The 22,878-nt window shown below is 64.4% G+C and carries 24 protein-coding genes and 1 tRNA gene; 12 read left to right on the forward strand and 13 right to left on the reverse strand.

Going from position 1 to position 22,878, the window contains the following annotated elements; all coding sequences use genetic code 11:
- Genes JQ633_RS12850 through dctP form a run of 3 tightly spaced genes read right to left on the reverse strand, consistent with a single transcriptional unit; the run spans position 1 to position 2,929 of the window.
- On the reverse strand, positions 1 to 1,359 hold the full coding sequence (locus JQ633_RS12850) for a TRAP transporter large permease (protein WP_211985380.1): 1,359 nt from the start codon (positions 1,357 to 1,359) through the stop codon (positions 1 to 3).
- Positions 1,356 to 1,907, reverse strand: a complete 552-nt coding sequence (locus JQ633_RS12855) for a TRAP transporter small permease (RefSeq protein ID WP_433995651.1) — start codon at positions 1,905 to 1,907, stop codon at positions 1,356 to 1,358. Before JQ633_RS12855 ends, JQ633_RS12850 begins: the two co-directional genes overlap by 4 nt.
- A complete protein-coding gene (dctP, locus tag JQ633_RS12860; protein ID WP_211985382.1) occupies positions 1,907 to 2,929 on the reverse strand; it encodes a TRAP transporter substrate-binding protein in 1,023 nt (340 codons plus the stop codon). Before dctP ends, JQ633_RS12855 begins: the two co-directional genes overlap by 1 nt.
- A 334-nt stretch (positions 2,930 to 3,263) precedes the next feature.
- On the opposite strand from dctP, the gene JQ633_RS12865 reads away from it, so the two are divergent.
- The gene (locus JQ633_RS12865) at positions 3,264 to 3,494 is read left to right on the forward strand and encodes a pentapeptide MXKDX repeat protein (protein WP_211985383.1); all 231 of its coding nucleotides are present in this window, start codon (positions 3,264 to 3,266) and stop codon (positions 3,492 to 3,494) included.
- A 72-nt stretch (positions 3,495 to 3,566) separates the two neighbouring features.
- On the opposite strand, the gene JQ633_RS12870 is transcribed toward JQ633_RS12865, so the two are convergent.
- Both JQ633_RS12870 and JQ633_RS12875 read right to left on the reverse strand, forming a co-directional pair.
- Complete coding sequence (locus JQ633_RS12870) at positions 3,567 to 3,923, reverse strand: DUF6481 family protein (RefSeq protein ID WP_211985384.1); 357 nt, start codon at positions 3,921 to 3,923, stop codon at positions 3,567 to 3,569.
- A 208-nt stretch (positions 3,924 to 4,131) separates the two neighbouring features.
- Positions 4,132 to 4,365: a hypothetical protein gene (locus tag JQ633_RS12875; protein WP_211985385.1), complete on the reverse strand. Its 234-nt coding sequence runs from the start codon at positions 4,363 to 4,365 to the stop codon at positions 4,132 to 4,134.
- A 171-nt stretch (positions 4,366 to 4,536) separates the two neighbouring features.
- Here JQ633_RS12875 and JQ633_RS12880 point away from each other — a divergent pair, with 171 nt between their 5' ends.
- The gene (locus JQ633_RS12880) at positions 4,537 to 4,713 is read left to right on the forward strand and encodes a hypothetical protein (protein ID WP_211985386.1); all 177 of its coding nucleotides are present in this window, start codon (positions 4,537 to 4,539) and stop codon (positions 4,711 to 4,713) included.
- Between the two features lie 141 nt (positions 4,714 to 4,854).
- A complete protein-coding gene (locus tag JQ633_RS12885; RefSeq protein ID WP_211985387.1) occupies positions 4,855 to 5,103 on the forward strand; it encodes a hypothetical protein in 249 nt (82 codons plus the stop codon).
- Between the two features lie 26 nt (positions 5,104 to 5,129).
- On the opposite strand, the gene JQ633_RS12890 is transcribed toward JQ633_RS12885, so the two are convergent.
- Positions 5,130 to 5,309, reverse strand: coding sequence for a hypothetical protein (locus JQ633_RS12890; RefSeq protein WP_211985388.1), 180 nt, complete (start codon positions 5,307 to 5,309; stop codon positions 5,130 to 5,132).
- A 198-nt stretch (positions 5,310 to 5,507) separates the two neighbouring features.
- Here JQ633_RS12890 and JQ633_RS12895 point away from each other — a divergent pair, with 198 nt between their 5' ends.
- From JQ633_RS12895 to JQ633_RS12905, 3 genes are all read left to right on the forward strand, one after another.
- A complete protein-coding gene (locus JQ633_RS12895) occupies positions 5,508 to 5,726 on the forward strand; it encodes a hypothetical protein (protein ID WP_211985389.1) in 219 nt (72 codons plus the stop codon).
- A 312-nt stretch (positions 5,727 to 6,038) separates the two neighbouring features.
- Positions 6,039 to 6,968 carry a 2-dehydro-3-deoxygalactonokinase gene (locus JQ633_RS12900; RefSeq protein WP_211985390.1) on the forward strand — a complete coding sequence of 310 codons (930 nt, stop codon included), beginning with the start codon at positions 6,039 to 6,041 and terminating at the stop codon, positions 6,966 to 6,968.
- Positions 6,965 to 7,618 (forward strand): 2-dehydro-3-deoxy-6-phosphogalactonate aldolase, encoded by a 654-nt coding sequence (locus tag JQ633_RS12905; RefSeq protein WP_211985391.1) that lies wholly within the window; start codon positions 6,965 to 6,967, stop codon positions 7,616 to 7,618. The genes JQ633_RS12900 and JQ633_RS12905 overlap by 4 nt, the downstream gene beginning before the upstream one ends.
- A gap of 403 nt (positions 7,619 to 8,021) precedes the next feature.
- On the opposite strand, the gene JQ633_RS12910 is transcribed toward JQ633_RS12905, so the two are convergent.
- Entirely contained in the window at positions 8,022 to 8,435 is a 414-nt protein-coding gene (locus tag JQ633_RS12910; protein WP_249159229.1) for a hypothetical protein, read from the reverse strand.
- 164 nt (positions 8,436 to 8,599) lie between these two features.
- Here JQ633_RS12910 and JQ633_RS12915 point away from each other — a divergent pair, with 164 nt between their 5' ends.
- The 3 genes from JQ633_RS12915 (at position 8,600) to JQ633_RS12925 (ending at position 10,207) form a co-directional block, all read left to right on the forward strand.
- A complete protein-coding gene (locus tag JQ633_RS12915; protein WP_349631556.1) occupies positions 8,600 to 8,980 on the forward strand; it encodes a cupin domain-containing protein in 381 nt (126 codons plus the stop codon).
- Positions 8,980 to 9,213 (forward strand): YdeI/OmpD-associated family protein, encoded by a 234-nt coding sequence (locus JQ633_RS12920; RefSeq protein ID WP_249159292.1) that lies wholly within the window; start codon positions 8,980 to 8,982, stop codon positions 9,211 to 9,213. Before JQ633_RS12915 ends, JQ633_RS12920 begins: the two co-directional genes overlap by 1 nt.
- Before the next feature lie 751 nt (positions 9,214 to 9,964).
- Positions 9,965 to 10,207 carry a hypothetical protein gene (locus tag JQ633_RS12925; RefSeq protein ID WP_211985392.1) on the forward strand — a complete coding sequence of 81 codons (243 nt, stop codon included), beginning with the start codon at positions 9,965 to 9,967 and terminating at the stop codon, positions 10,205 to 10,207.
- Between the two features lie 50 nt (positions 10,208 to 10,257).
- On the opposite strand, the gene JQ633_RS12930 is transcribed toward JQ633_RS12925, so the two are convergent.
- Together JQ633_RS12930 and JQ633_RS12935 are read right to left on the reverse strand one after the other, a co-directional pair.
- Positions 10,258 to 10,557 carry a hypothetical protein gene (locus tag JQ633_RS12930; protein WP_211985393.1) on the reverse strand — a complete coding sequence of 100 codons (300 nt, stop codon included), beginning with the start codon at positions 10,555 to 10,557 and terminating at the stop codon, positions 10,258 to 10,260.
- Positions 10,558 to 11,047: 490 nt separating this feature from the next.
- A complete protein-coding gene (locus JQ633_RS12935; protein ID WP_211985394.1) occupies positions 11,048 to 11,335 on the reverse strand; it encodes a DUF5658 family protein in 288 nt (95 codons plus the stop codon).
- A gap of 1,546 nt (positions 11,336 to 12,881) precedes the next feature.
- Between JQ633_RS12935 and JQ633_RS12940 the strand changes: the two genes are divergently transcribed.
- A complete protein-coding gene (locus JQ633_RS12940; protein ID WP_211985395.1) occupies positions 12,882 to 15,080 on the forward strand; it encodes a hypothetical protein in 2,199 nt (732 codons plus the stop codon).
- Between the two features lie 69 nt (positions 15,081 to 15,149).
- Here the strand turns inward: JQ633_RS12940 and JQ633_RS12945 are convergent, their stop codons facing one another.
- The 4 genes from JQ633_RS12945 to JQ633_RS12960 form a co-directional block, all read right to left on the reverse strand.
- Entirely contained in the window at positions 15,150 to 15,863 is a 714-nt protein-coding gene (locus JQ633_RS12945) for an acyltransferase family protein (protein WP_211985396.1), read from the reverse strand.
- Entirely contained in the window at positions 15,779 to 16,162 is a 384-nt protein-coding gene (locus tag JQ633_RS12950) for an acyltransferase family protein (RefSeq protein WP_211985397.1), read from the reverse strand. The genes JQ633_RS12945 and JQ633_RS12950 overlap by 85 nt, the downstream gene beginning before the upstream one ends.
- Before the next feature lie 104 nt (positions 16,163 to 16,266).
- Positions 16,267 to 16,419, reverse strand: coding sequence for a hypothetical protein (locus JQ633_RS12955; RefSeq protein ID WP_211985398.1), 153 nt, complete (start codon positions 16,417 to 16,419; stop codon positions 16,267 to 16,269).
- Positions 16,420 to 16,522: 103 nt separating this feature from the next.
- Positions 16,523 to 16,599: transfer RNA gene (locus tag JQ633_RS12960), tRNA-Arg, on the reverse strand.
- Positions 16,600 to 16,908: 309 nt separating this feature from the next.
- Here JQ633_RS12960 and JQ633_RS12965 point away from each other — a divergent pair.
- Together JQ633_RS12965 and JQ633_RS12970 are read left to right on the forward strand one after the other, a co-directional pair.
- Positions 16,909 to 17,283: a hypothetical protein gene (locus JQ633_RS12965; protein WP_211985399.1), complete on the forward strand. Its 375-nt coding sequence runs from the start codon at positions 16,909 to 16,911 to the stop codon at positions 17,281 to 17,283.
- Between the two features lie 385 nt (positions 17,284 to 17,668).
- Positions 17,669 to 22,873 carry an alpha-2-macroglobulin family protein gene (locus tag JQ633_RS12970; protein ID WP_211985400.1) on the forward strand — a complete coding sequence of 1,735 codons (5,205 nt, stop codon included), beginning with the start codon at positions 17,669 to 17,671 and terminating at the stop codon, positions 22,871 to 22,873.
- The last annotated feature ends 5 nt before the right edge of the window (positions 22,874 to 22,878 follow it).

The following is a 22,878-nucleotide window of genomic DNA, read 5'->3' on the forward strand; positions in this document are numbered from 1 at the left end:
TTACCGGCTCCCGTCCGGGCCCATCACGAGGTCCGGCAGCCCGGTGGAAATCCCCGGGAAGAAGCACAACAGCAGCACTGCGAGCATCATCAGCAATACGAACGGCAGCGTGCCCCAGATCACCTCGCTGAGTGGGATGTCGGGCGCGACGTTGCGGATGACGAAGATGTTGAGGCCGACCGGCGGGTGGATCAGGCCCATCTCCATCACGATGGTCATGACGACGCCGAACCAGATGATGTCGAAATTGGCGGCGCGCAGCGGCGGCAGGATGATCGGCGCGGTCATCAGGATGATCGAGACCGGCGGCAGGAAGAAGCCGAGCACGACCACCATCACCAGGATCGCGAACAACAGCTCCCAGCGCGGCAGGTGCATCGCGACGATCGCCTCCGCTGCCGACTGCGAGATGTGCAGATAGCTCATCACGTAGGAATAGAGCAGCGACATGCCGATGATCATCATCAGCATGGTCGATTCACGGATGGTCGAGCGTAGGATCGGCGACAGGTCGCTCGGCTTCCAGACGCTGTAGATCACCGCGATCAGCGCCAGCGCCAGCAGGCCGCCGAGCCCGGCGGTCTCCGACGGCGTCGCGTAGCCGCCATAGAGCGCGATCATCACGCCGGTCAGCAGCAGCACGAACGGAATCACGCGCGGCAGGGCACTGAAGCGCTCGGCCATGGTGAACTCGTCGCGCTGCAGGATCGCGGCGTCCTTGCCGGTCGCCTCATAGGCGGCCTTGGCCATCGCGTATTCCTTGCGGAAGCGGAACACCGCGTAGACGCCGAACAGCGTCACCAGCAAGAGGCCCGGGCCGATGCCGGCGAGGAACAGCCGGCCGAGGGATTTCTCTGCGGCGACCGCGAACAGGATCATCGTGATCGAGGGCGGCAGCAGGATGCCGAGCGTCCCGCCGGCGGCGATGATGCCGGCGGCAAAGCCGCCGGAATAGCCGCGCTTGCGCATCTCGGGGATGCCGGCCGAGCCGATCGCGGAGCAGGTCGCGGGCGAGGAGCCGGCCATCGCTGCGAACAGCGCGCAGGCGAACACGTTGGCGACGCCGAGGCCGCCGGGCACGCGATGCAGCCAGGCATGCAGCGCCGAATAGAGATCCTGGCCGGCGCGCGACTTGCCGATCGCCGCACCCTTGAGGATGAACAGCGGGATCGACAGCAGCGTGATCGAGGCCATCTCCTCGTAGACGTTCTGCGTCACCGTATCGAGCGAGGCCGCCGGCATGTAGATCGCCATGAAGACGACCGCGACGGCGCCGAGCGCGAACGCAATCGGCATGCCCGAGAACATCGCGAGCAGGGTGGCGAGCCCGTAGGAAAGGCCAATTCCAAACACGGTCATCGGCGCGTGCCACCGGTCAGCGGGATCAGGATCTGCAGCAGGAGCTGGACGCAGAGCAGCGTCATGCCCACGGCCATCAGCACATAGGGGATCGCGAGCGGCGGCGACCACATCGAATTGGAGACCTGGCCGTCGACATAGGCCTCATGCGCCAGGGTCCAGGACTTCCAGGCGAAGAAAGCGCAGAACGCCAGGCTTGCGAGATCGACCAGCCACAGCCGGATGGCGTTGGCTCGCGCCGAGAGCAGACCGACGAACGCTTCGATGCTGACATGGCCGCGCTGGCTCTGCACGTAGGCCGAGGTCATGAAGGTGGCGCCGACCAGCAAGAACACCGCGGCCTCGTCCTGCCAGTAGTTCGGGCTGTGGAACAAAGCGCGGCCGAGCACGCTGTAGCTCAGGATCATGCAGGCCGCGATCAGGGCGATCGCGGCGAACACCACGATGACGTTGTTGCAGAAGCCGAGCGCGCGCGCGAGCACAGCCAGGGGCGCGTTGCCCACGGCTGTGTCTGTGCGTTCCTCTTGATCCGCGACCGGACCATGCATCATGCGGCGACGTCGGTTGCGAGCTTCAGCAGTTTGGCTGCATTCGCCGTCTTAGCACTGTAGTCCTTCCAGGCGGTATCGCGCGCAATGTCGCGCCACTTGCCGACGATGGCGGCATCGAGCGCCGAGACCTTGGCACCGGCCTTCTCATAGACCTTGGCGACCTCGACGTCGTCGTCCTGCGCGCCCTTGCGGCCGAACTCTTCGAGCTCGGCGCCGACGGCCAGGATGACGTCCTGCTGGTTCTTCGGCAGCTTGTCGAAGATCGCCTTCGACATCATCAGCGGCTCCAGCATGAACCAGTAGGAGGCACCGGCGCCCGAGGTCAGTGACTTGGCCACCTCCTCCAGGCGGAACGAGATCAGGCTGGTGGAGGAGGTGATGCCGGCGTCGCAGGCGCCGGTCTGCATCGCGGCGTAGAGCTCGTTCGAGGGCACCGACAGCACTGCGGCGCCGGCGGTCTGCAGCACCATGTCCATCTCGCGCGAGCCGCCGCGCACCTTCAGGCCCTTGGCGTCCTCAGGCGCCACGATCGCCTTGGAGCGGCTGGCGACGCCGCCGGCCTGCCAGACCCAGGAGATCAGCAGGATGCCCTTATCGGCGAGGAAGTCGCTCAGCGCCTTGCCGACCGGCTCCTTCTTCCAGCGCAGGCCCTGGTCGTAGGTGGTGACGAGGCCCGGCATCAGGCCGATATTGGTCTCCGGCAGTTCGCCGCCGGCGTAGGGCATCGGATAGAGGCTGAGGTCGAGCGCGCCCTTGCGCATCGCCGAGAACTGCGCGTTGGTCTTGATCAGCGAGGAGTTCGGATAGACCTCGGCTGCGATCTCGCCGCCCGAGCGCTTGGCCACTTCGGCGGCGAACATCCGGCACAGCCGGTCGCGGAAGTCGCCCTTATCGATCGTGCCGCCGGGGAACTGGTGCGAGATCTTCAGCGTGGTCGCGGCGTGTGCGGTGCCGACGCCCATCCGCAGGACGGCGGGGGCGGCGAGGGCGGACGCGAGAACGTGGCGGCGTGTGAGCATTGTTCTTCCCCTGAAGAGCTTCTTGAGTGGCTGTTAGGCCGGGCAGAGCGCCAGCTTACCCGGACTTCCTGTGAAACTTCTCTAGTCTGATAGTTCGAGGCGCCCTGATAGTGCGGGCGGACGTCCGGCCGCAAGCCCCGCCGTTGTTGCGGCGCACACTGCGGCGCGGCGGCGCAGCGTCATTGTTCAACCCTCGCGCGCGTCGCGTCTTCCAACGCCGGGGCTCCCGGCGGTTCAATAATTTTTCATGGAGGTAACGATTGACGGTGCCGGTGCGTCGAGGAGAGAGCGGCAGATGTCGCGCTCACACCCGACCACACAAGGAATCCTCATCATGACCAGCAAGACCTCCATCGCCCTTTCCGCCGCGCTGCTGTCGCTGACCGTGGCGCTCGCGCCCGCCGCCTTCGCTCAGGACAAGATGGGCAAGGACGATGCGATGAAGAAGGACACGATGTCCAAGGATCACATGAAGAAGGAAGACGGCATGATGAAGAAGGACGACGGCATGAAGAAGGATGGCGGCGCGATGATGAAGAAAGACGACGGGATGAAGAAGAACTGACGCGGTCGTCAGATCGCTGTTCGCAGCGCCGCCGTCCACAGGCCCGCCGCGGCGGCGGGCCTGGTCTGCGGCCTACCGCTTCTTCTTGCCGCGCTCCTTGCGCGCGGCATAGCGGGCGTCGCGCTTGGCCTTCTGCTCGGCGAGCAGTGCCGCCTCGCGAGCCTCTTCCTCTTCCTTTTCCCGCGCGATGCGGGCGGCCTCGGCTACGGCGGCTTCTTCCTCGAGGCGCTTCTGTTCGGCCTTCTCGGCCTCACGGGCTTCCTTGGCCTTGGTGCGGCGGTCGGCGATCGCCGCGCGCTCGTCGGCCCGTGCCTTTACGGCCGGATCGTCAGCACCCGGTTGGGCGCGAAACTTGTTGAGGAGGTTCTGCCGCGCCTGCTGGGCCGCCTTCGCGCGGTCGGCAAAACCCGGTTCCTTGAAGCCACTCATAGAGGAAGCCTTGCTGCTTTCTGTTGGATGCTGGAATTGGGGGAGTCAGTTCGGCGTTTCAATAAGCGAAGCGCGGCGAAAACGCCAGCGCCGAAGGCCTGCGGCCAAGCAGGAGAGATATGAGCCAACAGCAAATCCGGCTCGCGATGCGTGGTCGCGCGCATGACCAGCGCCTGGTGAGCGGATGGTCACCGCTTTCGAGAAGCCGCTAATTGCGCTGGGAGAACTCGCGCCGCCCGTTGCCCAGCACCCTGGCGACGGTCTCGGCCGTCATCGCCGCCCGGTCGGAGGCGCGCTGCGCCTCGAGGCGATCGCGGGCCTTTTCCCTGATCAAGAGGGCGATCAGCCGCAGCCGGCTCTCCTCGTCACCGGCCTGCAGGAGCAGCTGCTGGTAACGGCGATAATCGTAGCTCGCCTCGTGGCTCGTTTCTTGTTCGCTCATCGGCACGCCCCGCACTAGCGAATCCGCAGCAACATTTTTCAGCATGCCATCACTGCCCGCAACGGGTGCAGCTTCGCCGCGGCGATTTCGTGCGCGACTGTTGCAGATTTGATCGCACGCCACCGGGCAAAGCGGTCATGATGGTCAGGTCAATTGGAACCCGAACAGAAGATGAGTGATCCCGAAGACGGAGGCAGCCGCCGCGGCGCGCTGGTCGGGTTGCTGGTGGCGGTTGTGATGCTGGCGGTCGGCCTCTGGCTCGCCCATGACCTGACTGCGGCGAGCAAGCTGCAGGACTGCCTGATGTCGGGCCGTACCAACTGCAATGTGATCGAGCCGGCGCGCTGACGGTTCTTGCGGCAGTGCACTATCGATCCCAGATCCTGCCCCGACGGTCAGTTCGGAATATTCAGGCCGGTTTGTGATTCGTTTCACATGGGCCGGGGCAGGCCGTTCCTAGACTCCCAGGAATCGACTGGAACCAAGGCCATGATGTCCAAGCTGTGGTCCGGAAAGGGCGTGGCGATCGCCACCGCCGTCGTGACGTGCGCCGTTCTGGCGGCCCTGCTGTCGTGGAGCGTGGTCTCGCCCGCGGCGGTATCAAGCGGGGCCCTCGGGCCGGAGTGGCAATGCAGCCGGGTGGCCTTCGTGCTCACCACCTGCATCCGCGCCGTCGAGGCGGGGGGCCGGGTGATCCCGGTGCGGGCGAAGCAGGATGAGTGCCCGCCGGGAATCTAGCTGTGATCGCCGGGGTCCGTAGCGGACTACTTCTTGGCGCTCCGCGGCTTCGGCTTGATCGACAGGCCGAGGCGCATCGCCATCTTCTTGATTCGGTCGGGCGAGCGTCCGGTGGCCTTCGCAACCTCCTCGAGCGATTTGGAGGCACGTGCCAATTCCATCAGTCGACGGTCCTCCTTGAACGACCAGCGCGGCTTTCGGGCCATCTTATTTCCATGTCCTTGCATTGCTAAACCCAACAAAGCCGCCAGGCGGGGGGCCTGACGGCTTTGCCGGTGTGGGCCCGGACCTTGGGGAATTGTCCGGTGGATAAGCAATACTGCTTCCGGATAAGGCCGCAATTGAAACCGGAATTTAACCTAACCTATCAAGGTTACTCGGGGAGAACGTGGCAGGAAGGCCTTATGCGCAAGGTCGCCATTCTGAGTGCCGCTGCATTTTGCCTGTCCGGCTGCTGGCCCGAACCGGAGGTGACAGGCTCGACCAACAATGCCTGCACGACCAACCTCTACAGCCGCTACAATCCCAAGATCATGGAGCAGTGCGTCAACGCCTGCATCAAGTGCGAGCGCGGCAGCGTTCAGACCTGCACGACGTCCTGCACGCTGAAGGGCGCGCGGTAAGGGCGGGGCGATCTCGTAGGTGGGCAAAGGCGACGCCGCGTGTGGGCATACCGCTCGCCACACCCTCGGTGTCATCACCCGGCTTGACCGGGTGATGCAGTATTCCAGAGGCAGCCACAGTTGAGCCGATGGGCCGCGGCGTACTGGATCGCCCGGTCAAGCCGGGCGATGACAGCTGGGATGGGATGCAGCCTCGTTTTCTCCGCGACATCATTTGTCCGAGCTTTGCTGTCTTTCCGGCGCTTGCACGACGCTATGAACGCCGGTATCGCCAATTCGGCGAGCCGGTAGGTAGAGGATTTGGAACACAGCATGCGCGGGCCTGCTTATGTCGCGGTCGACTGGGGCACCAGCAGCTTCCGGCTCTGGGCGATGGATGCGTCCGGCGACGTGCTCGGCGAGCGTCGCAGCGACCAGGGCATGACGGCGGCGGCGAGGGCAGGCTTTGCATCCGTGCTGCAATCGCATCTCGATGCGCTCGGCGTCGCGGCCGCCGTCCCGGTCGTGATCTGCGGCATGGCGGGCGCGCGGCAGGGCTGGGTCGAGGCCGGCTACATTGACACGCCGGCGCATCTCTCCGATGTGCTCGGCCGCGCGGTCGTGGTCGACGGGCAGCCGCGCGACATCCGGATCCTGCCGGGAATCGCGCAGCGCGATGCCACGGCGCCCGACGTGATGCGCGGCGAGGAAACCCAGCTGCTCGGCGCATTGGGCCTGGACGCGACCGGAGATGCGCTCGTCTGCATGCCGGGGACGCATTCCAAATGGGTGCATGCCGTCGGCGGGACGGTCGAGCGCTTCGCGACCTTCATGACCGGGGAACTGTTCGGCGCGGTCGCGCGCGACACCATCCTGACGCATGCCGTGGCCGGTGCGGAGGAGGCGGTGGATCAGGACGCATTCCGGTCGGCGGTCGCGGATGCCTTTGCCGCGCCCGCAAGCGCTGCCAATCTGCTGTTCCGTGTGCGCGCGCGGCAATTGCTGTTCGGCGGCAGCGCATCGGCGGCGCGTGAGACCATTTCAGGCACGTTGATCGGCGCGGAATTGGCGGCAGCGCTGGCCGGGCGCGCGCCGGGAGCCGCAGTCACTTTGATTGCATCCGGACGCTTGCAGTTGTTGTATCGACTGGCCTTCGACACGCTGTCGATCCGGCTTCATTCGGTCGATGCCGATGAAGCGGTCCGCCGCGGTCTCGCCGCCGCTGCGGCCGCGATATGGAAGATCCGAGGAATCAACGCATGAGCATTCCGTTTCCACCGATGACGCGTCCGCTGGTCGCGATCCTGCGTGGCGTCAGGCCGGATGAAGCCGACGGCATCGTGAGTGCGCTGATCGAGGCCGGCATGACCGCGATCGAGATCCCGCTCAACTCGCCGGAGCCGTTCCGCTCGATCGAGATGGCGGCAAAGCGCGCGCCGGCCGGAGTTCTGATCGGCGCCGGCACGGTGCTGTCGGCCGGCGACGTCGATCGTCTGCACGATGCCGGCGGCCGGCTGATGGTGTCGCCCAATGTCGATGTCGAGGTGCTGGCGAGCGCCAGAGTGCACGGCATGGTGACGATGCCCGGCGTGTTCTCGCCGACCGAGGCGCTGCTGGCGGCGAGGGCCGGGGCATCGAGCCTGAAATTCTTCCCGGCCAGCGTGCTCGGCGCGGCCGGCATCACTGCGATCCGTGCCGTGCTGCCGCCCGAGGTGATGATCGCGGCCGTCGGCGGCGTCTCGGATCAGAATTTTGCCGACTATGTCCGCGCCGGGATTTTGGCCTTCGGCCTCGGCAGCAGCCTCTACAAGCCGGGCATGACGGCGGCTGAGATTGCGGTCAGGGCGAGGGTGACGATTGATTCATATGATCGGGCGGTTCAGGGAACGGGCGCGGCGGCGGGCCGCGCCTGATCGATGACGGAATTCGACCGCTCTTTATTGCCCGGAGGTTAGGCAAGCGCGGACGATGTCGGCCTGCGCCCGCGGCACGGCGTGCGCCCTCCACTGGGCCCGGGTTGCCCCCGCGGAGGCCAGGCATCCGCTGATTTTTCGATTATAGGTCGCGCTGGACATGCGGCTTCGCTTTGCCTGACAGGCCGTATCGCCGGCGGCACATTCGTACAACGGCGCGGCCTCGGCGACCGACACACCCACCAGCAGCATTGCAACAGCAGCGAATACGATTTTCATTATTCCACCCATCTGCAAAAAATAGATCGGTGGCTAAAGAGCATATCTCGGAGAAAAATACTACCTGAGATAGGCGGGCCGAATGAGAGGCTTCTGGCCTTGGCATGGCGGCGGTTCGCCGCCGCTACTCGTCGCGCTTGCCGCCGTCGATCACCCGAAACAACGGCGCCGCCTCGCGCGGCTGTTCGAGCAATTCGTCGACCATCGCCATCGCGGCCGCGACGTATTTGGTCGTGGCACGATCGAGCGGCCGCTGCGCTTCGTCGGACAGGGCAAGCCGCGCGCCTTCGAGCAATTGACGGGTTCGCCCGGCGGTCTCGTCGCCGGCCGTCAGCGACGCCCGTGCGATCGAGCGCAGGACGAAGAGTTCGCCCTCCAGCCGCAGCAGTCGGTCGTTCAGCTTGCTCACGATGGCGTTCAGGTTCTGCATCGATGTCCTCTCGGCGCCGCGCCGGGCTCGATCGGTCGAGGCGCCCGGCATCCAGCCTTTACATCGCCGTTCCCTAACACGGTCCTTCCTGACGAAATCGTTGCCCACGCACCATCCGGTTCGTTGAACCGTCCCGCGGCGGTCGCCCATGGTGCAGCAGCCGGGCCCGAGGAACCGGGTGTCTCGCCGGCGGCATTTGTGGATCTGCCCGAACATCCTAACCTGTCGGCGCGGGACGCCGGTTCCAAATCCGGCCGTGCGGGGAGGTCGATGTGATCGAGGCATTGAAGGTCTGGCAGCTTGGACCTGCCAACGAGATCGAGGGACGTGTGACGGGATCCGGCAGTTCGGTGATCGTCGTCGACATGCCGCCCGGCCCGGGACCGGCGCTGCATCGGCATCCCTATGCCGAGACCTTCGTCCTGCTCGAAGGGCGTGCGCGGTTCACGATCGAGGGCAGACAAATCGAGGCCGTCGCCGGCTCGGTGGTGGTCGCGCCGGCGAATGCGGCCCATACCTTCGAAAATCCGGGGCCCGGCCGTCTGCTGCAGGTCGATATCCACGCCTCCGACCGCTTCATCACCGAATGGCTGGTGCCGGAAGCCGAGCGCCCGCAGGGCCAGGTGGCCGCGCCGCGCGAAAGCCAGGCGTGATGCTGAAACGCCCGCGGGCGGTGATGCCGGCCGGCATTCGCCGCGAGCTCGAAGCGGCCGGACTGCTGCAGGCTTTCAGGCTAAGGCCGCCCTACCAGCGCAACGACTATCTGCACTGGATCGCCCGCGCCGTCAGACCGGGCACGCGGCGCAAACGAATCGAGCAGATGCTCGCGGAATTGAAGGCAGGCGGGGTCTACATGGGGATGCTGCACCGGCCCAGCGAGCGGTAGGCTGCCGCCGATCCCCGCATTGCCCGATCGATGGCGACCCCGGGCGGCCTGATTGGCCCGATTTGTGCTTCGCGGATTTGGCGAAGACAAGGGGCAGGCATGATTGCTGAACATTTCTTGGTCTGGGCCGGATTATTGGGTCTCGTCACTTTCCTGGCGCTAAGCTCGGAGGGGCAGGGCGGATAGCGGCACAGGACCGACTGATTCGTCCTCGAAAAGCACAACGCCGCTGCAGCCGAGTATGCATGGCTGAGCGGCGCTGCCTCGAAACTGGGCCCTGAAATCCCCAGCACTAGTCTGTCTGCAGTGCGGGCGCCGAAGTTCAAGCGACCCGTTATCGCACGGGGTTAGATGGTGTGCTCGAGCTTCCGCATCTCCTGCAGGCGAGCCATGCAATAATCCCGGTAAAGCGTGTTGATGAAATCCCACATGACCGCAATCCCCTTTGGTCCAACGATGACAGCCTAGACCCGGATTGTTTCGGGCTGGCTTCGCCGGACCGGGAAAATGGTTTCGTGCGGGATCGGCAACGGTGTCACCGGCAGACGATGTATTTCCGGACCACGCAGCCGAGCGGGCGCGCGTTGGCATCGGCGAGAGCGGCGCCGACGATCAGGTCAGGCAGTCATGGACGCATGGAGTGGGCTCGCCGGCCAGCGGGAAGGGTCGGGATCAGCATGGACCAGCGGCAAATTTGGCGTCAACATCCGGATCGACCGCCTGGCAAAATCGATCGTCGGGAGCACTTGCGATGCGCTCAATGCTGGCACTTGGCCTCCTGGTCGTCCTGTGCGCGTCCGCAGACGCCGCGACGGTGCGTCATCCGCGCGCACGGCAGCCCGCGGTCAGCCGTCTGCCTGTGGATGCGAACCGGCCGGATGCGAGCCAGCCGGATGCAAGACCCGGGGCCCGTTTCGCGGTGCCCGGCTGGAGCGACGAGTCGACGCGGCAATGGCTCGACCGTGCCTCGTCCGGCGTCGGCCTCGGCGGGTAGCTGCGGGCACAGAAGTCAGCCGGCGCGGCGAAGCCATCGCGCAGCTGCGATCACTCGTCGTCCTCGGCGGCGGGTTCCTCGCGCCCGTTCGATCCGGAGCGCCCGCTGAAGCGGCGCGAAGCGGCGGCGGCCCGGCTCGGCAGCGCGCCTTCGTTCTCGCGCATCGCCTTGCGTGCGCGCCGCGCCGCCCGCATCGCCTTCTTGATGATCGGATTGGGCGAGTCCTCGTCGAAGAACAGCACGATCTCGCAGCTCGGGCACTGGCGCGTATAGCCGTTCTGCACCCGCTTGGCGCGATCGCGAAACACGTTCTTGCAGCGTGTGCACTGGAGCTGGATGGAATCTTCCATTGGCGATCTTCAAATGCTTGGTCTTGAAATTGGCCGGCATCGCCGGCCCCGGAGAAGCATTGTCGATCACAATATACAAATCGTGAAACATTGGTGCATCCAGACAAGAGGCACGTTATCGGGGTTAAGGACGCCTGATCTCTATCTTGCAGGATGCGACGATCGCGCGCTGCAACGAGAGCGCGCGAATTTCGCGGGAATCCTGCATTGCTACTTTTTCCCGATCGATGTGAACTGCCTCACGCGCATCGGCGCCTAATCGGCTGCAGCATGGAGCTCGGACGCGGACAGAAGGAGTCCCGGACATGAGCGCAAAGCCATCAAGTGGAATGCCTGACTGGCTCACCACGGACCTGCTCGTCATCGCGGTCGTTCTCGGAATTCTCGTGCTTGGCGTGTGGATCGCGCCATAGCGGGGTGCGCGCTTCATCGATCAGAGCGCGCTGTATCGAACGGCCACGATACCGAGCAGCGCCCGGCGTGCGAGCGGTCAGCTCGCACTCGTGATCAGCAGGAGATTATTGATGACGGGCGTGGAGCAGAACGCCGCCACCAGCGCGACGTTGTAGAGGTTCTTGCTGCGCCAGAGCAGCGCCATCACGAGGAAGGTGAAACCCAGCTTGGGAATCAGCCACCAGGCGCCGAACCATGTCTGGGCCATGTGCATGAACGGGTTCGCCTCGCCGAATCCGAGGCTCAGCACCACATTCGTCGTAATGAGGTCAGCGCACCCGAATAACAACACCGAGAGCACCAGAACTGTCTTCACCCAACTCATATTTCCGTCTCTCGGTACCGCAAAAACCTGGCTGGCAATGCTGAAATTGCTACCAACGATTCGTTAAACCTTCGTTCGAGCAGCCGATTGTAACGAATATCCGGGAGATATGTTCCAGGGCAGCGCCGGCCAAGTGCGGGTGCATCTCGCGCCGGTAACGTTCGGGTGACGGCCGGCGAAATACGTTCGCGGAGAAGCGCGGGGGCGTGCTGCCGAAATATCGAAAAACAACCCCATGCAAAGTAGCCGGCGGCCGCCGTCGTTCGAGACGGCAACTTGACACGTCGGGCAACTCAGTCGCATCCTTCCATTATTCCGAAATGGTCGGCCGTCTCACTTGGCTCTGGCTCGCGCAGCCGATGTCCCACAACATCACGGGAGCCGCGTTTCCGATCGACGGAGGTTGGACCACGCAGTAGCCGGCGGCAACTGCGCGCGCCCAACGCCTGCTGGACAAAAGACTTGCCGGACAAAAAGACTTGCCGGACATCGTCATCGGCCGAGGCTCGTTCCATAGGCGTCGGGAAGGTGCTACAATTCCAGAACCAATGGCCCCAAGGTATCGAGATGGACCGACCGTCGTTCTATTCATTGTCCATTTTGACCCTGATCCTCGTGGCCGCCTTGAGCGCGCTGGTAGCTCTCTATCTGAGCCCTCTGGTCCGCTAGAAGGCGTTGCTGCCGCACGAAGGCCGGCGGTTCGCGCGTGAGCGTGGTCGATCAATTCGCGAAGCAGACAGCTCAACGGGTCGTCAAGTCAACGGCTGCCGACGTAGGCGACGGCAACTTGACACGTCGAGTTACTCAGCGGTGTCCTTTCATTGTTCCGAAATCGTGCAGCCCTTGCGCCGGAGGCCATCCCATATGGCATTTGCGGAGCTCTGCAATTGCCACTCCCGTGCCTTCACATCGAGCAGGACCTCGAATGCGATTTCCGTCGCCGTTGCCGTGTACTCCTATGGAAATATGATCAACGGAGATTCTGGGGCGGCGGTCGAATATCTTCCAAACTTCACAGCCTTTGGCCCTGGTCCACTGCTCCCCAGCGGGAGTACGGCGGTCGGGCGATTGGCGTTGTGTCGCCGGGCGACGTTACCGAGATCGCGGTCGATCTGGACAACTGGTTTAGCTGTTGGTGACGGAACGCGGAACGGTAGCGGGACGGCGAACCCGGCGACGAACATTGGTGGCCTAACGATTCGATCAATGATTAGCTACGCGCCAGCAATCGTATTCACGAGCGCGTCTGGTCAGAACTTTACGGCAAACTTCGGTGCCACGGCTGCCGTGAGCGCCAAGGGGTGTCTACTTGAACGAACCCGTAATTCTACGGACTCAATGGCGCATGGGCAGATCACGTTCCTCGCGTCTCCGCTCGCGACCTTCAATTTCCACGCTCTGCGAAGGGATTGATCCTTCGCGGTCACGCCAGACGAGCTGAATCCCTCCTCGAAAGGAGCATTGCCGCAATCATGCACGGCGTGGTAGACAGCCGCCTTTATATTTGAATGCCGTTTATTCTTTGAGATATTGCGAGAGATCGGCGATGCTTGCAGTGAATGCCGGCGACGGCCTTAATCAGCGACAAGTCGGCTTCAATCTCTTCCTTGTCGGATTTCTGATCTTGTTTCTCGAATTGGCCTGCATTCGCTGGTTCTCCGCGAAGGTGATTTTTCTTCAGTTCTTCACCAACGTTGTGCTGCTCGCGGCCTTCCTCGGCATGTCTTGCGGCTGTTTGGCGGCGCGGCGGACCACCAACTGGCTTGCAATGTTCCCTTGGCTGGCCGTGGTGACATTCACGGCGGCACTCGTGATCATGGCGCTGTATACAAGTTGGGACCAGCTTGCGATTGACGTCGGCCATCAGGCTTCACCGCAGGAAGTTTTTTTCGGTACCGAGTACCGCAATCCAGATCTAGCCAAATTCGTCGTGCCGATCGAAGCGATCGCTGGGCTGTTCTTCGTCCTAATCGCACTGCTGTTTGTTGGCCTCGGCCAAAAGCTCGGCCGCGCTTTCGATGCCTATTCCAATCGCGTCGCCGGCTATTCTCTAAATATCGGCGGCAGCCTCGCGGGCATCGTGGCGTTCTCGCTCTTGTCGTTCGCGCACGCGCCGCCGGTGGTCTGGTTCCTGATTAGCTGCGCCGGCATCGCTTATCTGCTGTATCAAGACAAAGCTTTGTTGATGCCGCGCATAGTTGCATTGTTCGTTGTTGCTGGATTTAGCCTATTCTACACGGATCGTTCCAAGATCCATGAAACCCGCTGGTCGCCTTATTACGCCATCGACCTGAACAGGTCGAGTGGCGAGATCGTTGTTAACACGATTGGTCATCAGATGATGATCCCGTTCCATGACGGCGGCTCGGCCTATTCGTTGATCCACCTATTGCAAAAAAACAGCGGCGGCGCACCGTTCAAGGATGTCATGATCATCGGGGCCGGCTCCGGCAACGACGTGACGCACGCTTTGCGGTTTGGCGTAGAGCGCGTCGATGCGGTCGAGATCGATCCCGTAATTCAGTACATCGGCATCCACGAGCACCCCGACAAACCTTACCAAGATCCGAGGGTCGTCCCACATCTCGATGATGGTCGGCATTTCCTGCGCACGACTGAGCGAAAGTACGATCTCGTCGTTTATGCGCTCGTCGATTCGCTGATTCTGCATAGCGGCTACGCCAACATCCGTCTCGAGAGCTACCTATTCACCGAACAGGCGTTCCAGGACGTCCGACGCGTGCTAAAGCCCGATGGCATTTTCGTGATGTACAACTTCTACCGTAAGGGCTGGATCGTCCAACGCGTAGCAGCCATGGCCAAGCAGGTGTTCGGCTGCGATCCGCTCGTGCTACCGTTGCCATATGCAGAGACGCTGACATCGTCTCAAACGGTGGGCTTCACGACGATCATCGCTGGCTGCAATGCGCGCATGTCCAGTGCCTTCAGGGAGAACGGCAAGTTTTGGCTAGGCAGCCTTCCGCCGGAGAACCTGCTGGTCAATGGCTTTGACCAGCCACAAAACCAGACGGCGATTCAGCACGGCGACTGGCTGCCGTTGGCTCCGACTAAGCTGGTCGTCGACAGCGAAGGGGCCAACCAATCGACCAGCGATGATTGGCCGTTCCTCTATGTCAGTGGAAAGCTGATTCCCGATCTGACCGTTCGTTCGATCATCCTGCTCGGCGTGCTCGGATTCGGCCTGATCTATTTCTTCAAGCCCGAGGGGGTCTGGCGACCCAATAGCCGGATGTTCTTCCTTGGCGCGGCCTTCATGTTGCTCGAAACCAAGGCGGTGGTACAGATGGCACTGCTGTTCGGCAGCACGTGGTTGGTCAACTCCGCGGTCTTCTTCACTGCATTGGTGTTGATACTCGCTGCCAATCTATACGTGATCAAAGTACCGTCCATCCGGGTGGCGCGCCACTATATTGGGTTGCTTGCGTTGCTGGCGGTCACGGTGTTGGTGCCACTGGATACGTTCCTGAGCGGTGGCATCGTTTGGCGTTACATCATCCCTTGCGCGCTCTCGCTTGGCCCGATGTTCTTCGCGGGCGTGATATTCGCTCGCTCGTTTCGTGACGAACTCAATCCCGATCAAGCCTTTGGATCAAATATTGCGGGATCGGTCATTGGTGGCCTGACCGAGTCATTCTCTACCTTGCTTGGCTTCCGTTATCTGCTCATCCTAGCGATTTGCTTTTACCTTCTATCCGCCTGGATGCCGACACGGGGCAAGAGCTAGCGAGTTTCATTGGTGTGCTCTCAAGGGACGCAAGTGCCCGCGTCGCCATGCCCGGCGGCGCGGACTTTTCTATTTGCGCGGCACTTCGACCGCAAAATCATCCTGCATCGTCGGCTTTTCGCCGGGGTGTCCGTCATCTGAGCTGCGCCTCACGAACCGCCGCTTTGCATACCCGATCAGCGGCGCCTCGATCGCGCGCCAGCTGATCTCGGCCAATGCGCAGACGATCGCGAACGAAGCCAGGGCGGGCCACTGCACTTTCAGATCGGAAACGGCGTTGAAGATCAGCATGTGGAAAAGGTAGAGCGCGTAGCAGCGGCGCCCCATCCAGATCAGCGGACGCAGCATCACAGGCCGGTCAGTCGCTGCGGCCGACATGATGGCCACGCAGCAGGCCAGCGACACGACAGAGAACACCGTGGGCGCGTCGACGATCGCGTTGTGGACGATGTCGCAAAGCGGAGCGATGAGCGCCAGGATCGCCCAGCCGACGCGGCTCTGACAATATCCGCGCATGAAGCAGGCGATCAGTACGCCGCCGAACAGATCATCGAGTCTGCCCGGCAGCATGACGACCCAGGTCGGGTGAGGCAAATAGGCATTCAGAGCCCAGCGCCAGGGCGGCGCCAGCAGCACGCCACACCATAAGACCCGGATCAGCCAGCGTCTCGGGAGCGCGGCGATCAGGACCGGAAGCATCAGGTAAAACTGCTCCTCGATCGCGAGCGACCACGTGACGAACGTCGGATCGTGGATGTGGTAGCCGAACTGCAGCCACGGCACCTGCTGGATGAAAAGTAGCCCCAATGATCGGGCGGCGCGGCGAGCAGCAGCAGCCAGTATAGCGGCAGTATCCGGAACGCGCGGCGGCCGTAAAACGACGTGAAAAACCCGGGCTGATCGCGCGTGTCGAGCAGGATGCCGCCGATCAGAAAGCCGCTGAGGACAAAGAACAGATTGACGCCGAGCGCGCCGAACCCGAAGTCGAGATAGTGGTGGGCGATCACGAGTGAGATCGCGAGGCCCCTGAGTGCATCAAGCGGCTCGGAACGGTGCGATGGCTCCGGCTGTAAAACGTTCATCAAAATCAGCCCAACCCCAAAATGTCGCAACCTATCATCGCATTTCTTGGTTGAGCAACAGCGGGAAGGAGCCGTTAGTTAATGCGGCGGAGGGACGGTCTTTGCTATTCGCCTCGTACTCCCGCGCCCCATCCCGGCGGCAGGCCGCCCGGGCGATGAATGCGGCCGATCGTGATGCCGTCCCAGATCACTACGTAATCGTCGGGCACGGTGTCGCCAGCGATCACGGTCCGGCGCAGCAGCAGCGGGTCGGTCATGACGCCTCGCTTGCCGTCGATCGGCGCGCCGCGAGCTGTAGCAGCTCGGCGACCGGCCGCTTGCCGGCTTTGCGGCAGTGATTTTAGAGCGCGATTTTTGCGTTGGCGATCCCGGCAGGATTCGAACCTGCAACCCGCGGAGTAGAAATCCGCTACTCTATCCAGTTGAGCTACGGGACCGTGGCCGCCTTGTAGCACCGGCATTATGAAAAATCCGCTTTTTCGCCAAGTCCGTCCGGGCCGATTTTTGTGATTTGGCAACGCTTGCAAGCGGGCGCGCAACATTGAAGGGCGGCACCGCCCCGGTGACACCGGGCGGTGGCCAATACCGGATGCGACATTTTCGCTTCCGCGAGCTTGTGTGAATGGACCCACAGCTCTCGCTGGGGGCGTGCTGTATTATCCGGCTCGTTAAGCGTGTGTAGACCGCGCCGGCTGCAGCGAGAACTTCGGACGGTGGCAGCGCGGGACCCATCAATGGAGATGAACATGCCCCACCACAAGTTCATGCGTGCAGCGTTACCACTGCTGTGCTTCGCTCTGAGTGGAACGGCCACTCAGGCGCTGGCCCAGCAGGCTCCCGCGATCCATGTCGGATCGGATACGCGGGCGAAATCGGAAGCGGAGTGCCTGCGGGACGCGAAGTTCGCGATCACCGAGACCGGCCTCGGCGTCACCTTTACCTCCGGGCCTCACATCGGCGGCGCCGGGAGCCTGCGAGGCGCCGGCGCGGCGGTTCTCGTGACCTGCCTGCCGCAGGGAGCGCGGACCTTCATCGAAGTGACGGGCACGAGCCTGGACAGCGGCGCGGCCGAGGAAGCTCGCAACAGGGTTCGGACCATCACGATGGGCCCGCCGAGCTGAGATGCCGACCGGTTCATGACGCGTCAGCGGCTGGGTATACGCCCGGTGTCGGCGCCAAACCAGCCGCGGGACCCGCGGCTGGTTTTCAATTTCGCGGGCCTTCCCACGGTCTGTGGGCACCGATGTGAAAATCCGCTTTTTCGCCAAGTCTCTCCGAACCGAATTTTGCGGTCGAGCGACAAAGGCGAGCAGGGGGCCGTTTGGGGCCGCCCGCCGGCTCGCCGCGCCGGCACGATGGTGCCGCCGGAGCCTGGTCGAAGGATTGCCGGCAATGAAATCTGTGACGCTTTCGCACCTTCATCTCGACGCCTTCACCCCGTCACCTTTTCGCGCACTTTTCAGCCATCCGCGCCCGCCCGTCCGGGCGGCCTTTGGGAGCTCCATCATGACCGGTTTGATTCGCGCCGCCGCCGTTTGCGCAGCGCTGATGCTTGGCGTGGGCGTCGCCCAGGCGGCGGACAAGGCCTTCAAGCGCGACGACCTCGCCGATTCCGCGATCAAGCTGGAGGCGCAGATCAAGAACGAGGCCGGCGCCGTCAACAAGTCGGCGGCGACCTTGCGCAGCGATGCCGACGCCGCGTTCCGGCGCAATGACGCCCGCACCGGCCTGCAGATCCTCGGCCAGATCGCGGCCGGCGCGCCGGAGGACGCCGCCAACTGGCTGCGGCTCGCCAAGAGCGTCTTCCAGGTCCGTTCGGCGAGCTCCAGCGAGCAGACCTTTTTGATGGAGCGCGCCTCGACCGCGGCCTACATCGCCTATCAGCGCGCCGGCAATCAGGGCGAGGAGGCGGATGCGCTGGCGACCCTCGGCAAGGCGATGTCCGAACGCAAGCTGTGGCGGCCGGCGCTGGATGCGCTGCGGATGTCGCTCGACATGCGCGAGGTCGCCGAGGTCCGCGGCCAGTATGAGAAGATGCGCGACGAGCACGGCTTCCGGCTGCTGGATTACACCGTCGATTCCGACTCGGCCTCGCCGCGGGCCTGCTTCCAGTTCTCCGAGGAATTGGCCAAGCGCGTCGACTTCGCGCCGTTCCTGGCGCTGGCCGGCAACGACAAGCCGGCGCTGTCGACCGAGGGCAAGCAGCTCTGCGTCGACGGGCTGAAGCACGGCGAGCGTTACAACATCAACCTGCGCGCCGGCCTGCCGTCGACCGTCAAGGAGACGCTGCCGAAGTCGGCCGAGTTCAACATCTATGTCCGCGACCGCAAGCCGTTCGTGCGCTTCACCGGCCGCGCCTATGTGCTGCCGCGGACCGGGCAGCGTGGCATCCCGCTGGTCAGCGTCAACACGCCGGCGGCCAAGATCGACGTGTTCCGGATCGGCGACCGCAACCTGATCAACACCGTGATCGACAGCGACTTCCAGAGTGCGCTGAGCCGCTACCAGCTCTCCGATCTCGGCGATCAGCGCGGCGTCAAGGTGTGGTCCGGCGAGCTCTCGACCGCGACCACGCTGAACCAGGACGTCGTCACGGCATTTCCGGTCGACCAGGCGCTCGGTGATCTGCAGCCCGGCGTCTATGTCATGACCGCCTCGGCCAAGGGCGGGGGCGAAGACGACAGCTCGCTGGCGACGCAGTGGTTCATCGTCTCCGACATGGGCCTGTCGGCGTTCTCCGGCAATGACGGTATCCACGTCTTCGTGAATTCGCTGGCATCGACCGAGCCGGTCGCCGGCGCCGAGGTCAAGCTGGTCGCCCGCAACAACGAGATCCTGGCCACCCGCAAGGCCGACGCCGCCGGCCATGTGCTGTTCGAGCAGGGGCTGGCGCGCGGCGAGGGCGGGCTGTCGCCGGCAATGCTGACCGTGATGGGCGACAAGGCGGACTATGCGTTCCTCAGCCTGAAAACCAACGCCTTTGACCTCACCGATCGCGGCGTTGCCGGCCGCGCAATCCCCGCCGGTGCGGATGCGTTCGTCTATGCCGAGCGCGGTGTTTACCGCTCCAGCGAAACCGTCTATCTCACCGCGCTGCTGCGCGACGGGCAGGGCAATGCCCTGACCGGAACGCCGCTGACCATGGTGGTCGAGCGGCCCGACGGCGTCGAATTCCGCCGCGCCGTGTTGCCTGATCAGGGCGCCGGCGGCCGCACGCTGGCGGTGGCGCTGAACTCGGCGGTGCCGTCGGGCACCTGGCGCGCCCGCGTCTTCACCGACCCGAAGGGCACGTCGGTCGGCGAGACCACCTTCATGGTCGAGGATTACATCCCCGAGCGGATCGAATTCGACCTCACCAGCAAGGAGAAGCTGATCAAAGCTGAAGTTCCAGTGGAGCTTCAGGTCAGCGGCCATTTCCTCTACGGCGCGCCGGCATCGGGTCTGCAACTCGAGGGCGACATGCTGGTCGCGCCCGCGGCCGCCGGCCGTCCCGGCTATCCCGGCTACAAGTTCGGCGTCGACGACGAGGAGACCGCGAGCAACGAACGCACCCCGATCGGCGACCTGCCGGAGGCCGATGCCAATGGCGCGGCGACCTTCCCGGTGAAACTGGAGAAGGCGCCGAGCTCGACCCGGCCGCAGGAAGCCCAGATCTTCATCCGCATGGCGGAGACCGGCGGCCGCTCGGTCGAGCGCAAGATCGTGCTGCCGGTGGCGCCGACGGCCTCGCTGATCGGCATCAAGCCTGCGTTCGGCGACAAGAGCGTCGCCGAGGGCGACAAGGCCGAGTTCGACGTCGTGTTCGTGTCGCCCGACGGCAAGCAACTTTCGCGGGACGGGCTGCGCTACGAGTTGTTGAAACTGGAGTCGCGCTACCAATGGTACCGGCAGGACTCGTCGTGGAGTTATGAGCCGGTCAAATCGACCCAGCGTGTCGCCGACGGCGATGTGAACCTTGCGGCCGACAAGCCGCAGCGGCTGACGTTCCAGCCGCAGCCCGGCCGCTACCGGCTCGACGTGAAATCGAGCGATGCCGACGGTCCGGTCACGTCGGTGCAGTTCGACGTCGGCTGGTATTCCGACGGCAGCGCCGACACGCCCGATCTCCTGGAGACCTCGATCGACCGGCCGGAATATGCCTCCGGCGACACCATGACGGTCTCGGTGAATGCGCGCAGCGCCGGCAAGCTTTCCGTCTATGTGCTCGGCGACCGCCTGCTGACGACCCAGAGCATCGACGTCAAGGAAGGCACCCAGCAGGTGAAGATTGCGGTCGGCAAGGACTGGGGCACCGGCGCGTATGTGCTGACCACGCTGCGCCGTCCGCTCGACGTCGCCGCCGGCCGCATGCCGGGCCGCGCGATCGGGCTGAAATGGTTCGGTATCGACAAGAAGAGCCGCACGCTCACGGTCGAGCTGTCGCCGCCGGCGCTGGTACGGCCGGGCACGACGCTTAAGATCCCCGTGAAGCTCGGCGGGCTCAATCCCGGCGAGGACGCCAAGGTGGTGCTCGCCGCTGTCGACGTCGGCATCCTCAATCTGACCAACTACAAGCCGCCGGCGCCGGACGATTATTATCTCGGCCAGCGCCGCCTCACCGCCGAGATCCGCGACCTCTATGGCCAGCTGATCGACGGCATGCAGGGCACGCGCGGCCAGATCCGCAGCGGCGGTGACGCCGCCGGCGCCGAGCTGCAGGGCTCGCCGCCCACGCAAAAGCCGCTGGCGCTGTATTCCGGCATCGTCACCGTCGGTCCCGACGGGTCAGCGGAGGTCAGCTTCGACATCCCGGAATTCGCCGGGACAGCGCGGGTGATGGCGGTGGCATGGAGCGCCACCAAGCTCGGCCGCGCGACGACTGACGTCACCGTGCGTGATCCCGTGGTGCTGACCGCGACGCTGCCGCGCTTCGTGCTCACCGGCGACAAGGCCACCATGAGCATGGACATTGACAATGTCGAAGGCGCCGCCGGCGACTACGCCATCAGCGTCAAGGCCAGCGGGCCGATCAAGGTGTCGGGCAATCCGACCACCAAGGTGAAGCTCGCCGCCACGCAGCGCTCGTCGCTGTCGCTCGGCCTCGAGGCCGGCGGCGCCGGCCGCGCCGAGTTCGACGTCGACATCGCAGGGCCGAACGGGCTGACGCTGGCGCGGCATTATGCGCTCGACGTCAAGCCGGCCACGCAAGTGCTGGCGCGGCGCTCGATCCGCACGTTGGCGAAGGGCGAGAGCCTGACGCTGACCGCGGACATGTTCTCCGACCTCGTGCCGGGCACCGGCGGCGTCTCGATCTCGGCGTCGCTGTCGACCGCGCTCGATGCGGCGAGCATCCTCAAGGCCCTCGACCGCTACCCCTATGGCTGCTCCGAGCAGATCACGAGCCGCGCGCTGCCGCTGCTCTATGTCAACGATCTCGCCGCCGGCGCCCATCTTGCGATGGACACGGCGGTCGATCAGCGCATCCGCGATGCGATCGAGCGGCTCTTGGCGCGGCAGGGCTCCAACGGCTCATTCGGCCTGTGGTTCGCGGGCGGCGATGACGCCTGGCTCGACGCCTATGTCACGGACTTCCTGACCCGGGCCCGCGAAAAGGGCTTTGCGGTGCCGGACGTGCTGTTCAAGAACGCGCTCGACCGCGTCAGGAACTCGGTGGTCAACGCCAACGAGCCGGAGAAGGACGGCGGCCGCGACCTGGCCTACGGCCTCTACGTGCTGGCGCGCAACGGCGCGGCGCCGATCGGCGATCTGCGCTATCTCGCCGACACCAAGCTGAACAACCTGGCGACGCCGATCGCCAAGGCGCAGCTCGCTGCGGCGCTGGCGCTGGTCGGCGACAAGGCGAGGGCGGAGCGGGTCTACAGCGCCGCGGTCGACGCACTGAACCCGAAGCCGGCGCTCGAGTTCGGCCGGGTCGATTACGGCTCGGCGCTGCGCGATGCGGCGGCGCTGGTGTCGCTGGCCGGCGAGGGCAACGCGCCGCGTGCGACGCTGACCCAGGCCGTCCAGCGCGTCGAGGCCGCACGCGGGCTGTCGCCCTACACCTCGACGCAGGAGAATGCGTGGATGGTGCTGGCGGCGCGCGCGCTCGCCAGGGAGACGCTGACGCTCGACATCAACGGCCAACCGGTGAAATCAGCCGTCTATCGCAGCTACAAGGCTGACGAGATGGTGGGGCAGCCGCTCAAGATCACCAACACCGGCGATGCGCCGGTGCAGGCGGTGGTCTCGGTGTCGGGTTCGCCGGTCACGCCGGAGCCGGCGGCGTCCAACGGCTTCAAGATCGAGCGCAGCTATTTCACGCTCGACGGCAAGCCGGCCGACGTCACCAAGGCGAAACAGAACGACCGTTTCGCCGTTGTCCTGAAGGTCACCGAGGCGAAGCCGGAATTCGGCCACATCATGGTGGCCGACTATCTGCCGGCCGGGCTCGAGATCGACAATCCGCGTCTGGTGTCGTCGGGCGATTCCGGCACGCTGGACTGGATCGAGGGCGGCGTCGAGGCCAAGAACACCGAGTTCCGCGATGACCGCTTCACCGCCGCGATCGACCGTGCCGCCAACGACAAGTCGGTGTTCACGGTCGCCTATGTCGTGCGCGCCGTGTCGCCCGGCAAGTATGTGCTGCCGCAGGCCTATGTCGAGGACATGTACAATCCCTCGCGCTACGGCCGCAGCGGCACCGGCTCGGTCGAAGTGAAGCCGGCGAAATGAGCGGG

The sequence above is a fragment of the Bradyrhizobium tropiciagri genome, from assembly GCF_018130505.1.
In the GTDB taxonomy this organism is placed as follows: Bacteria; Pseudomonadota; Alphaproteobacteria; order Rhizobiales; family Xanthobacteraceae; genus Bradyrhizobium; species Bradyrhizobium tropiciagri_B.